We start from the raw sequence: 13,003 nt of genomic DNA on the forward strand, positions 1-13,003 counted from the left end.
GGCGAGCGAAATCGGTTTACCCCCACCGCCGCTACGACCGGGCAGTGACCGACGAACGTTCTTCGACGTCTCCCGACGAGCAGCGAAGCGATCCCCACGACTCGAGCGACGGGGAGACGGCCGACGCCGACGCGACTTCAGACGAGAACGACGTCAATGAGAACGACGCCGACGGGAACGACAACGCTGACGAGTTCACCATCGCCGACTTCCACGACGCCAGTCAGCAGGAGGGACGGCCGGTTCTCACCGCTGCGGCCGTCTCCCGCGCACTCGAGCTCTCCCACGAGGAAGCGAACGAACGACTCGAGGCGCTCGCCGACCGCGGCGCACTCGAGCGACTGGCCGTCTCGACGGATCCCGTCGTCTGGTACCCGACCGAACTCGAGGACCTGACGGATCGCGAGCGGGTGGTCGTCTTCCCGAAACAGCGGGAGATCGTCGTCGATCGGCCCGACCAGTTCACGCGCGCGCAACTATCTCAGTTCGCCCACCTCGCGGATGCGAACGGAGAGCAAGGGTATCGGTACGTCGTTCGGCCGGCCGATATCTGGGGCACGCCTCACGACTCCTTCGAGGACCTCGCGCGGACGATGCGGCAGGCGCTGGGCCAGCGCTCGGACGCTCTCGAGGAGTGGGTCCACAGTCAGTGGGACCGGGCCCACCAGTTCCGGCTGACGACCCACGAGGAGGGCTACACCGTGCTCGAGGCACAGAGCCCCGAGATCATGGGCAACGTCGCCCGGCAGAAACTCGACGAGGAACACGTCCACGCGCCGATCTCCGAGACCGAAGACTGGGTGCGGGAGGGCTCTGAGGCCGCGATCAAACGCATCCTCTACGAGGCCGGCTATCCGGTCCAGGACCACCGCGAACTCGAGTCCGGCGAGGAACTGCCCATCGAGCTCGAGGTGCGATTGCGGGACTACCAGCAGACGTGGGTCGACCGCTTCGCGGAGGCCGGCGAAGGCGTCTTCGTCGGCCCGCCCGGCAGCGGAAAGACCGTCGCCGCAATGGGCGCGATGGCCCACGTCGACGGCGAGACGCTCGTGTTAGTCCCGAGTCGCGACCTCGCCCAGCAGTGGGCCGACGCGATCCTCGAGTATACCTCGCTCGAGGCCCACCAGATCGGCCAGTACCACGGCGGCCGGAAGGAAGTGCGGCCGGTGACGATCGCCACCTACCAGATCGCGGGGATGGATCGCCACCGCTCGCTGTTCGACGACCGCGAGTGGGGACTGGTAATCTTCGACGAGTGCCAGCACGTCCCCTCGGACGTGTATCGGCGGAGTACGCACCTGCAGTCCAAGCACCGTTTGGGGCTCAGCGCCAGCCCCATCCGGGAGGACGACCGCCAGACCGAGATCTTCACCCTCGTTGGACCGCCGATCGGCACCGACTGGGAGGCGCTGTTCGAGGCCGGCTTCGTCGCCGAACCCGAACTCGAGATCCGCTACGTGCCGTGGGGCGACGACGAACAGGCCAACGCCTACGGCTCGGCCGACGGCCGCGAGAAGTACCGCATCGCCGCGGAAAACCGAGGGAAGATCGACGAGGTCCGGTACCTGCTGTCGGCCCACCCCGACGCGAAGGCGATCGTCTTCGTCGACTACCTCGATCAGGGCCGCGAGCTATCCGAAGCGCTCGAGGTCCCGTTCCTCAGCGGCGAGACGCCACATCACGAGCGCCGGCGGCTGCTCGAGGAGTTCCGGCGGAACGAGCGCGATCTCCTGCTCATCTCGCGGGTCGGCGACGAGGGGATCGACCTGCCGACGGCGGATCTGGCGATCGTCGCCTCCGGTTTGGGCGGCTCGCGGCGTCAGGGAACCCAGCGCGCCGGGCGAACGATGCGTCCCGCCGGCGGCGCGCTCGTCTACGTCCTCGCGACCCGAGGGACGCGCGAGGAGGATTTCGCCCGGAAACAGCTCCAGCATCTGGGTCGCAAGGGGATGACGATCCGCGAACAGGCCGTCGAGCGCGGCGAGGACTGAGTCGGGGCGGTCGGGCGGAGAGAGGGAGACAGAACGGCCCCACGGATGGAACGGCCCGCGAATGCGACCCCGAATCGAGGCCAATATTCAAGGTTGCGTGTTCGAACTGTACTCATAGTATGAACGAGCCACGCGGTCGCGGGGTGAGGTGGCGGTGAGCGACGGAGGGACCCAGCGCCAAATTCTCGTCGGCGAAACGGCCGACGGCGTGAACCTGAAACTGCCAGTCGTCGAACTGCTGACCGGTCGCGGGTTCGTGACCGGGAAATCGGGCTCCGGCAAATCGAACACCGCGTCGGTGATCGCCGAGGAGCTGCTCGAGGCGGGCTATCCCCTCCTCATCGTCGACACGGACGGGGAGTACTACGGGCTGAAAGAGGAGTACGAGATGCTCCACGCGGGGGCCGACGAGGAGTGCGACATCCAGATCGGACCGGAGCACGCCGAACAGATGGCCACCATCGCTCTCGAGGAGAACGTTCCCGTCATCCTCGACGTTTCGGGCTACCTCGACGAGGACGTGGCGGACGAGTTGCTCCGGGAGGTCGCCCGCCAACTGTTCGTCAAGGAGAAGAAGATGAAGAAGCCGTTCCTGCTGGTGGTCGAGGAGGTCCACGAGTACATTCCGGAGGGCGGCGGGGTCGGCGAGACCGGAAATCTGCTGATCAAGATCAGTAAGCGGGGCCGCAAACACGGCCTCGGGATTCTGGGGATCAGCCAGCGACCGGCCGACGTCAAGAAGGACTTCATCACGCAGGCGAACTGGCTCGTCTGGCACCGACTGACCTGGGACAACGACACCAAGGTTGTCGGCCGGATCATCGACACCGAGTACTCCGAACTCGTCGCGGATCTCGACGATGGCCAGGCGTTCGTCCAGACAGACTGGACCGAAGTCGACGTTCGGAAGGTCCAGTTCCGCCGCAAGCGGACCTTCGACGCCGGCGCGACGCCCGGTCTCGAGGATTTCGAGCGCCCCGAGCTCAAGTCCGTCTCGGACACGCTGGTCGGCGACCTCCAGGACATCTCCGAGCGCAAGGACCGCGAACAGGACCGGATCAACGAACTCGAGAACGAAATCGAGAAGAAGGAAAAACGAATCGAAACCCTCGAGGACGAACTCTCCTCGGCGCGGGACGTCTCGAGTGCGGCCAGGCAGATGGCCGACGCACTGCAGAACACGGAGTCAGTCCAAGCGGAGCTCCCCGGCTCCAGCGACGACCTGCGTCGGCTCCACGAGGAGATCGCCGAGCTAGAGACCGAACGTGACGAGATTCGGGAGACCCTCGACGCGCGGGACGAGCGAATCGAGAGCCTCGAGGCCGAACTCGCGGCTCTCGAGGACGAACTGACGCAACGACGGAAGGAGAACGAGCAATTACGCGGCATCGTCCGCGACCTCGAGCGCGAACGGACCGACGCAAACGAGGCGGACGAGAGCGGGGCCAGCGAGGAGTCGCCCATTCTGCAGGCCGACGGCGACGACATCGAGTTCGGTTACACGCCCGTCGACGCGGATTCCGATTCGGACGGTGAGAGCGGGTCAAATGGAGCTGGGGGCGGGTCAGATGGAGCGATGACCGACGATTCGACGCTCGTCGTCGCGGACGAAGAGCGCGAACTCGCGGAGCTGTTCGAGGTCTCGTGGGTCCGCGACCGAGTCACTCGAGCGTGCGAGGGATCGCAGTGCTCGGTCGATGCGGCACGCGAGGTTCTGACCGTCTTCGCCCAGTACGGCTCGCTCGAGGTGGAGCCGGTCGCCGGCCGGGTGAATCGGTCGACGATCGCCGTACAGAGTCTCCTCTCGGAGCTGCGGACGGAAGGAATACTCGAGCGAACCGGCGAACGAACGTACGCGCTGTCCGACGACGTTCGCGCGGAACTGACGCCGTCCGCCGGCGGCGACTGAGCGGAATCTCTCTGTCAGAGGATATTATCGGCGGAGGCGGTCGGCGGCCGCCTCGATCTCGGACGGCTCGATTCCCTGGTGGACGGGAAGCGCAACGAGTTCCGCCGAGAGCCGGTTCGCGGTCTCGTACTCGTCGTTACCCCGAACGGACTGTCGAAGTATCGGCCAGGTGTGTGCGCCCGCGACGCCGGCCGCCTCGAGTTCCGCGAGCAAACGGGCCGGATCGTCGGCCCGGACAGGGAATTCGTACGGGGAGATCCCGGGTGGGAGCGAGTCATACCGGATCGTCACGTCGTCCCGTTCGTCGAAGATTCCTCGCCACGTCCGGTAGTTCTCCCGCCGTGTCTCTCGAATCTCGTCCGGATCGGCGCCGTCGGTGACCGACGCCGAGAGTTTCGACATGGGCACTTTGGCGGCCTCGTACCTCGCCTCGGGGTCGACCGACTGCGAGCCGTCCACGCCGTCGGAGAGGGCCGCTTCGACCGACCGATAGAGCGATGGACTCCGCTCGAGGACGGCTCCGACGACCGACGTTGCGACGAACCGGCAGTCGGCGGTCCCGACGCGCTCGGACGGGCCGGCGAGCGGTGACGGGGAATACCGCTCGCGGAGCTCCTCGTCGGTTCGATAGAGCAGGGCCCCGTCGGGAACCGGGAGCAGTTTCCGCAGCGTCGTGATGCCGAGATCGCCGTACGTCCCGAGTAGCGTCCCCTCGTGGACGCTGAGCGGCGAATGCGCGTTGTCGTCGATGTGGTAACAGTCGTACTCGTCCGTCAGGGAGGCGATCCGCTCGAGGCCGGGCTGTGGAAAGCCGAAGTAGTTGACGGACATGACGGCGACGGTCTCGTCGTCGATCCGCCCCTCGAGATCGGCGACATCGGGGGCGAACGACTCCTCGATCGCGTAGAACCGCGCCTCGAGTCCGAGTTCGCGGAACGGTTCGACGACCGCCGGCGAGAGGTAGGCCGGAACGACGACGTTTCCGCCGGGATGGGCGACGCCGGCGAGTCCGTCCCTGAGCGCGACTTTCCCGGAGCCGTAGTACGTGGACGCGACGTCGGGGGCGTGGCGGTCGACGAACGAATCGATTCCGCCCGTTGCCGACCGAGCAACCGAGAGATCGAACATGGAAGGGGTAGCACTGATCATACGGAGGACCGCTGTGTTCCATCGATACCAGGAACGACGGTCATCGAACCAGTTCGGGCTTGCGTCGTCTTAGTGAACCGGAGGATACAGCCCGTGAACCAGCGGCAATGGGTACTTACAGCCGACGATAGTCCGCACCCTCGCTCTGCAACCTCGAACGGACGGCCAAAGCACTCGCATAACAAAGCCCAGGCGGACGGACAACGCATCCATGGCGAGTTCGACCGACGACAAAGACCTCCGTCTGCTCGTTGTGGGGCTCGACGCCGGCTGTCGAGCGGTGCTCGAGCCGCTGTTCGAGTCGGGCGAACTGCCGACCCTCCAGCGACTGTTCGAAACGGGCACCGCGGGACCCCTCGAATCCCAGATCCCACCCTGGACGGCGAGCGCCTGGCCGTCGCTGTACACCGGGAAAAACCCGGGCAAACACGGCGTGTACGATTTCCTTTCGTTCGATGGCTACGATTGGGGCGTGGTCAACGCGACGCACGTCCGCGAGCGGCCGGTCTGGGAACTGCTGAGCGACAACGGGTTCTCGAGTGTCGTCGTCAACGTCCCCGTGACCTACCCGCCTCGGTCGTTCAACGGAGCATTGATTCCGGGGCTGACCGCTCCCGAGGACCCGGACTGCCATCCCGAAGGGATCCTCGAGGACGTCAAGCTGGCTTGCGGCGGCGAGTACTGGCTCTACCCCCAGCGCAGCCCGTTACCGGACCGGTCGATCGAGAGGTACGAACGAATGATCGAACTCCGGGGAACGGCGTTTCGCTATCTCTCCCGCCGGTTCGCCCCGGACTTCGGCTTCCTCCAGTTCCAGCAGACCGACTCGGTGTTTCACGAACGACCCGGAGACAAGGAGGCGATCGAAGCGGTCTACCGCGCGGTCGACCGCCAACTCGAGGAGACGCTCGAGCGGACGGAGCCCGAAAACGTCCTGGTCGTCAGCGATCACGGGATGGGAAAAGTGACCGGCGACGAGTTCCGCGTCAACGAGTTCCTCCGGGACGCGGGTTACGTGAGCGCCCAGAGCGGGGGTGAGGGAATGCCCGACTGGTCGAAGTCCTGGGAGAACGACCTGCTCGAGGGGACGGACGCCGGCGACGCCGATCCCGGCGTGCTCGAGCGGGTAATGAACCTGGCCGCGAGCGCCGGGATTACAACACAGCGGGTCGCGAACGCGCTCGACCGCGTCGGACTGAAGGAGCCGATCGGCGCGCGAGTGCCCAACGATATGATCCGGGCGGCGAGCGAACAGGTCGACTTCCCGAACTCCCGGGCGTACGTCCGGTCGAAGAGCGAACTCGGCGTCCGGATCAATCTCGAGGGGCGCGAGCCGAACGGACAGGTTCCGGCCGCAGCGTACGAGGCCGTCCGCGAGGAACTCATCGAGACCCTGTCGGCGGTTCGAACGCCGGATGGCGAGCCGATGTTCGACGCCGTCGAGCCCAGAGAGACCTACTTCGAGGGGCCACACGTCGACGAGGCACCCGACATCCTGACGGTCCCGGCGGGGTTCGACAACGCGATCGTGGCCGACCTCGGCAAGGAACGGTTCGGCGAGCCGATGGAGCCGTGGAATCACAAACGGACCGGCATCGTCGCGGCCGCCGGGCCGGCGTTCGACAAGTCCGCCGCGCTCGAGGGGGCGACGATCTTCGATATCGCGCCGACGATCTGTTCGCTGTTCGACGTCCCCGTCGATGTCGCGATGGACGGCGAAGCGCTTCCGGTCGTCGACGGAAGCACGGAGCGACCGTACCCGGCCTACGACACAGAGCCGATCGAAGCGACCGATGACGGCACCGTCGAAGAGAGACTCTCCGACCTTGGGTACCTATGAGCGTCGAAATACGCATCCTCGATCCGCGAACCGATGCCGACGAGTGGAACCGATACGTCGAACGATCCGACGGGTCGAACCCGTTCTTCCGGGCGGAGGCGCTCCGATTGCAGGCCGAATACACCGACACGACGCCGTTCTTGCTCGCGGGGTTCAAAGGCCAGGAACCAGTCGGGATCTTCCCCGTCTTCGAGTACACTAGGGGTCCGGTTACCGGCGTCTTCTCCCCCGCACCGCACTCGTGGACGTCGTACCTCGGGCCGGCCCTGTTGAACGTCGACAAACTCAAACAGCGCAAGGCCGATCGGCGGATCAAACGGTTCATCGAGGGCTGTCTCGAGTGGATCGATACCGAACTATCGCCGCTGTACAGCAAGTTCGTCACCGCCGAGTTCGAGGACATTCGGCCGTTCGTCTGGAACGAGTACGACGTCGAGCCCGGCCACACGTACGTCGTCGACCTCGAGGGGACCGAGGACGAATTGCTGAAACGATTCAGCAGCGACGCGCGGAGTAACATTCGAAACGCCGACGAAGAGACCTACACGATCGAAGAGGGCGATACCGACGATGTCGAACGCATCATCGAGAAAGTCCGAGAACGCTACGAGAGCCAGGATCAGCCGTTCCGGCTGCGTCCCGAGTTCGCCAGATCGCTCCACGAACAACTCCCCGACGGCGCGATCCGACCGTACGTCTGTCGCGTCGACGGCGAGTTTCTGGGCGGCATCCTCGTCGTCGAGTCCGACCGGACGCGGTATCGGTGGCAAGGTGGGGTCAAACCGGACGCCGACGTCGATATCGCGATCAACGATCTGCTGGACTGGTACGTCATGCGCGACGGCCTCCGCAAGGGCATCGAGGAGTACGATCTCGTCGGGGCCGGCGTCCCGAGCATCAACCGGTACAAGGCGAAGTTCAACCCGCGCCTCGAGACCCACTACGAGATTACGTCGGGTGCGTTCGGAATCGACCTACTGGTCGATCAGTATCAGAAACACCGGTAGCGTCTCGGACAACTACGTCGGACGCGCTTCTCCGTTCGTGCCGCTCGAGAAGCACTATCACCGATTCAACTTAATACTTAAAAACAGTAATACTGATACATTCCCGACTCCCTCACTTGGAGCCACCCTCGTTTTCCTCGAGTGAGAGTATAGAGATGGAATCATAGAACTCTCCCCAAGGATTGCTTTCATCAGATTTCCGGTGAACTAGCCGATAGGTGGACGTGCGAAATGACCAAACTTCTAAATTCGTTCTGACCGTTGTTTCACAGAATGATGGAGGATAGACTAAAAGAAGAGAGACTCAAGGACTTTCTCCTGATGACTATTGCTATTCAACTATCCATTGTGGGACAGGCTCATCCAGATGGTTTGTGGATACCACATTCTTTATTGGTATATTGATGACCATCGTTGTGATTATCAAAGAACTTGGCCGCCGATTTGCGGAATATTCTCACCGATAACTGTTTCACCGGTACTGAACGGCAACTACGAATGCGAACTGAACGCCAGAAGCTTAATCGGTTCACACTTTGATAAAAATGTATGGATGACCTTCAACGGAAGTGGGACACAGCTACTCTCCCTGAGTCAAGTATCGTACTCATTGGTTTCTTACTTACTGCCGGTGGTCTACTATTCCGAGATTCAATTGGTGTCACGCCACTTCTCACCGCGGTAGGAATTGGACTTCTCATCGCCGGAACAGTGTATATTGCTGCAGGAGGTTCTGAATTGACTCGTCTCACTCTCGCTTTCGTATCACTTGTCGCTGTCCAATTAGTCGCCTTCAGCGGTGTCGTTCAGTGGATTGGCGGAGTCATGATTGTAATCGTCGTCGCTGCCATTTCGTACAGTCGATTATCGAACTAGATGGTACACGAGTACCCTGTACTGAACGGCCCGACACTGCTTGCCCCAGACATATCAGCCTAAAACAGGCTATTGAAGTAACCGACAGGGTCGTAGAACTCATCGGTAATGCAGATGATTACATCCATTTCATCATTGCCGATGAGACAATGCTTGAACAGGCTGCTCTTGGCCGGTTGGCGGCAGCTAGCGAACGCGGAGTCACAATCCTTGTAGAAGCACCATCAGACCCACTACAAGACCGATTTCAACAGGCTGTTCCAGACGCCCACATTGTGGTCCAGGGGTGCTTACAAGAGCTAAGAAAGGTCATTAACAAATGGCCAGGACAGTTGGTGATGGCGGACCATCAATCCTTATGAGCGGAATTGAAGAGAATAGACTGCCAAGGGTTAACGACGGGACTGCCATGTGAAGCCATGGACGCAACCACGGTTTCGCCGCGTGGATGCCAGAGTTATTAGAAGACCAGGTAGATGAGAGTGAAAGTTTCGACTGAGCGTCCGTAGACCGTGCAATGACCATGTTCACGAAATATCTTCAAAGTGATACGGGTAGCAAGCACCCTCAATAGAGGCGATATCCCACCATATAGCATAACCTCCGTGTCGATTTTGATTCTAAACTATTCAGGGGAAGTCGCCTTCAAGGAACACACCGGTTGGTAGAACGGATGAGTTCATACCAACTTGATGACGTAGATAAAGGGATTGTACACTTGCTCCAGAAAGATGCCCGCAACAATACGACCGCAGAGATAGCAGAAGTAGTAGATGTATCAGCTAGCACAGTAGGAAACCGAATCCAAAATATGGAAGAAGAAGGTGTTATCAAAGGATATGATCCTGATATAAATTATGAAAAAGCCAATCTCACACTTCATCTTCTGTTCGTCTGCACTGCCCCGGTCGCCACACAGACCGAACTTGCAAACGAAGCTCTTGACGTATACGGCGTCATCAACGTACGAGAAATGCTCTCCGGAACCCGCAATGTTCGAGTCGAAGCGATCAGTCAAAATATGGGAGAGATCGAGAAGACCACTCAAGAGTTGGACGGCCTCGGACTCGAAATCGAAACGTCAGAAGTTGTAAAACAACAGCACACACGGCCATTCGATCACTTTGGCTCTGATCTCATAGACGACTAATTACCACTCCAGAAATTCAACACGTCTATTTTGTTTCCGGGAATCCCAGAATCAAAGATACATGTACCGAACCCTGAATGTATAATTACAACACAGTTAAGTCGGAAATAGGCCTAACAGACTTAGTGAGCCATCCCCGACCCCAGTCTTCCAACGAATCACTGAGTACTAAAGTTGTCACTTCTGCGCTAGCCAAATTATTTGATGACAAGGCATTGCGTGTTGGCCAACTCTCTTTCCAATATCACGAGTGTAAAGTACCTGTCGAGAGTGATGGACGTTTTCATTAACAAAAACATCAAGAATATTATAATAACCTAATGACCATCAATATCCTGCTCGTTGACTCTAACCCCGACGACGCACAATACATCAAAACCCTATTTAATAAGACAGACCACCCCAACACCGTCTACATTGCTAATACCGGGAATGATGCACTTGACGTTCTCCACCAGCGTGGAGATCATTCAGATACTCCGTTCCCAGATTTCGTGATACTGAATCCACATCTACCACAAATAGAGGGATACAAAATCCTTGAAGAAATAAAAAACACGTCAGAATTGAAATTAACTCCCGTTATCGTTTTATCTGAGTCTGAAGAAGCAGAAGACATTACAAAATCGTACACTCTCAGTGCGAATGCCCACATCAAGAAACCAGCCGGTCCAGACAAACTAAAGAAAATTATCGCGGCTGTTGAAGCATTTTGGATCAATACTGCTCAACTCCCCTCAGTGAAATAGCAACGAAACAGATTCGGTAAGTACGTGTGCATACGTACCTTTTTCCGCCTCGGGATTCCTCGTGGTTCGAGAGACCGGAGGTCTCTCGTCATCACGAAAGACGCTTTGCGTCTTTCGAACGACTTCGCTCGGAACTGCTCGGCGCAAAAATCTACGCTAAAAAGGCTGCTCGCTCCCGGTGGTCGCTCGCGGGTGCAGTGCTTGTGGCATGACCGCAGCGGCAACTCCTTGCCCTGTACTTACCGCTAATCACAATTGATTGTCCGGCTCTGTCTGTGTTCTCGGACGCAGCGCTTTCGGCAACTACAGCTGCGAGCTGAGCAAAAACGAACTTTAGATGAGGTTCTTAGTGAGCGATTTGGCCCTGTAGGGGCACAAGGTGATGGACTACTTCACGATGGGTATGCTTCTTGACAAGGTGCTTTTCAAGCGGACGGTCTGGTGCTAATATTGCCTCACAAATCGGGCACTCTGTTGGCAGGTTGAAGGTCATAGTTTCTACTCCCAATCGGAATCTGCGTCTACTAATTCGAAGGCTGATGCTCCACATCGACAGCCATCTTTTCGGCCAATGAGTTGAATCGAGTCGTCAGGCAATATCCACGCTGCATAGACTGCACCACACTCACAGCATCTGGCAGCATCTTTTTCCCGTGTTGATTTACTCATAATTCAATTGATTGTGAGAAAATCCTGATGTTGTTCAATGTGGTTGGCCTGCTCTGCAAGCGTGACTGAATCTTGCTCTTGGTCGTAGAGAACGAGATCTTCCTCTTCCAATTTTGGGATATGGGTATGGGAGAGCGACATATAGATCCGCTTCACCTCGTCAGCTGGGATGTCAGTAATTAGTGTTTCATTTTCTCGAACAGCGATTTCATCAGCTAAATCGACGAGTTCCATCGGATTCGCGTGCCGCCGTAACTCGCGGAGGGCATATCGACGACGATGGCGAGCGAATACCTCAAACATCGAATTGATGCTTTCCTGCGCTTGCTGTAAGTTACTCATACTCTCTTGTAGTCGCTTTACTCCTATGGGGTGGAGGGTTGTACTGACCACTCACTTAAGTAGAAACGGGCTGCCGCTATTCTGATTCGTCGTCTGGGTGGCTGATGGTCAAGGTGCTTGTAATGAGATTTTTATGACCTGAGTGGAAGCGTTTCGAGAGGGCTTGTTGAGAGACTCCTAATTCATCTGTCAGATCACTCATCGTCGTCTCCTGCGGGATATTGTAGTAGCCCGCCTTGAGTGCCGTAACAAGGGTTTCTCTTTGTTTTATCGTTAGATCGTACTGTGCACTCGCCATTGGTTGTTCCTGTTCTTTGAGAGAGTTTAGTTCAAACGATATGTCGTTTTCAAAGCAATACTCCTGAAATTGTGAGAGCTTATCCTGATCATCGAACCGCATTCGTAGTTCCCAATTCTCGTTTCTCCCGACCGCTTGGAGAATGGTCGCCCCAATTTCGACGTACGCATAGATAATTGTCTCAATATTTTCAGTCCATTCCGCCCGGTATAATTTCCCACCATCAACCTCGTCAATAGCAGTAATATTCTGTACAGAATTGTCATCGCGTAATGCGTCTTCGAACTCCGTCTTGTCACCACCACTGACCCAGAAGTAGGGCATAACCTTGTCCTCAAGTGTTGCGACGACACGTTCAATTTCAACAATCATGCCTGGTGCAGCAGTCAACGATTCATGGAGGGCGAAATCGTCCGAGTCAACGGAAAACTCTGCAATAATGCTCATAAGACCAGTTCAGTCTCACGCGGAATAAGACCATGGCTGAACGTGATACTGTCCCAGAAATAGGTGATGATTTCTATACTTGTACTGAACGGTATGTGCTTCACCTCTACTGATCAGTAACTACGTGTGCTTATTGAACTTGAATTCGCCCCTGAGCTTCCGTCTATTGGAAGACAGATAGTTGAGAGAGATAGAAGACAATCAATGATGCCGCAAATACCATTCCTATAATTCGCAATCCTCCAGCCAGATTCTGACGTTCTTCCGGAAGAAGTTCTGGAATCCCCATTATCACCCACAGTGCGCCGAAGTGTAGTGCCAGAGATGCCCCTCCTTGATTGACAATACGATAGAAGACGTATAACCCGAGAAACAAGAGACCGATAGATACCCACATTAACCCTGTGCGCCATCCCTCAGGTTTCCTGAAAATTCTTTTAATCACGTATATGTGATCAACTCATATAGCTTCTCTGTAATTAGCCGCATCATAGTACGTAGTGGTTGTACTCTCCTCCGTTGTATGAATCATCTGTACTGACCGGTAACTACGCGTGCGGACGGAACCCCCACAGT

10 protein-coding genes are annotated in these 13,003 nt (G+C 58.1%); 6 read left to right on the top strand and 4 right to left on the bottom strand.

The window, feature by feature from the left end; translation table 11 throughout:
* Window positions 1-44: 44 nt before the first annotated feature.
* Window positions 45-1,991, top strand: a complete 1,947-nt coding sequence (locus tag HYG81_RS22390; protein WP_180841903.1) for a DEAD/DEAH box helicase — start codon at window positions 45-47, stop codon at window positions 1,989-1,991.
* A 154-nt stretch (window positions 1,992-2,145) separates the two neighbouring features.
* Window positions 2,146-3,900, top strand: coding sequence for an ATP-binding protein (locus tag HYG81_RS22395; protein WP_180841904.1), 1,755 nt, complete (start codon window positions 2,146-2,148; stop codon window positions 3,898-3,900).
* A gap of 24 nt (window positions 3,901-3,924) precedes the next feature.
* Here the strand turns inward: HYG81_RS22395 and HYG81_RS22400 are convergent, their stop codons facing one another.
* Entirely contained in the window at window positions 3,925-5,049 is a 1,125-nt protein-coding gene (locus HYG81_RS22400) for a DegT/DnrJ/EryC1/StrS family aminotransferase (RefSeq protein WP_180841905.1), read from the bottom strand.
* 211 nt (window positions 5,050-5,260) lie between these two features.
* Between HYG81_RS22400 and HYG81_RS22405 the strand changes: the two genes are divergently transcribed.
* From HYG81_RS22405 to HYG81_RS22420, 4 genes are all read left to right on the top strand, one after another.
* Window positions 5,261-6,889, top strand: coding sequence for an alkaline phosphatase family protein (locus HYG81_RS22405; RefSeq protein ID WP_180841906.1), 1,629 nt, complete (start codon window positions 5,261-5,263; stop codon window positions 6,887-6,889).
* Complete coding sequence (locus HYG81_RS22410) at window positions 6,886-7,896, top strand: lipid II:glycine glycyltransferase FemX (RefSeq protein ID WP_180841907.1); 1,011 nt, start codon at window positions 6,886-6,888, stop codon at window positions 7,894-7,896. Before HYG81_RS22405 ends, HYG81_RS22410 begins: the two co-directional genes overlap by 4 nt.
* A gap of 1,549 nt (window positions 7,897-9,445) precedes the next feature.
* Window positions 9,446-9,922, top strand: a complete 477-nt coding sequence (locus tag HYG81_RS22415; protein WP_180841908.1) for an Lrp/AsnC family transcriptional regulator — start codon at window positions 9,446-9,448, stop codon at window positions 9,920-9,922.
* A 320-nt stretch (window positions 9,923-10,242) separates the two neighbouring features.
* Window positions 10,243-10,671, top strand: coding sequence for a response regulator (locus tag HYG81_RS22420; protein ID WP_180841909.1), 429 nt, complete (start codon window positions 10,243-10,245; stop codon window positions 10,669-10,671).
* A 672-nt stretch (window positions 10,672-11,343) separates the two neighbouring features.
* Here the strand turns inward: HYG81_RS22420 and HYG81_RS22425 are convergent.
* The 3 genes from HYG81_RS22425 to HYG81_RS46060 form a co-directional block, all read right to left on the bottom strand.
* Window positions 11,344-11,682 carry a DUF7344 domain-containing protein gene (locus tag HYG81_RS22425; protein WP_180841910.1) on the bottom strand — a complete coding sequence of 113 codons (339 nt, stop codon included), beginning with the start codon at window positions 11,680-11,682 and terminating at the stop codon, window positions 11,344-11,346.
* A 76-nt stretch (window positions 11,683-11,758) separates the two neighbouring features.
* Complete coding sequence (locus HYG81_RS22430) at window positions 11,759-12,427, bottom strand: helix-turn-helix domain-containing protein (protein ID WP_180841911.1); 669 nt, start codon at window positions 12,425-12,427, stop codon at window positions 11,759-11,761.
* A gap of 163 nt (window positions 12,428-12,590) precedes the next feature.
* On the bottom strand, window positions 12,591-12,824 hold the full coding sequence (locus tag HYG81_RS46060; protein WP_486641981.1) for a DUF8011 family protein: 234 nt from the start codon (window positions 12,822-12,824) through the stop codon (window positions 12,591-12,593).
* Window positions 12,825-13,003: the final 179 nt, after the last annotated feature.

Source organism: Natrinema zhouii (assembly GCF_013456555.2).
GTDB classification, from domain to species: Archaea; Halobacteriota; Halobacteria; order Halobacteriales; family Natrialbaceae; genus Natrinema; species Natrinema zhouii.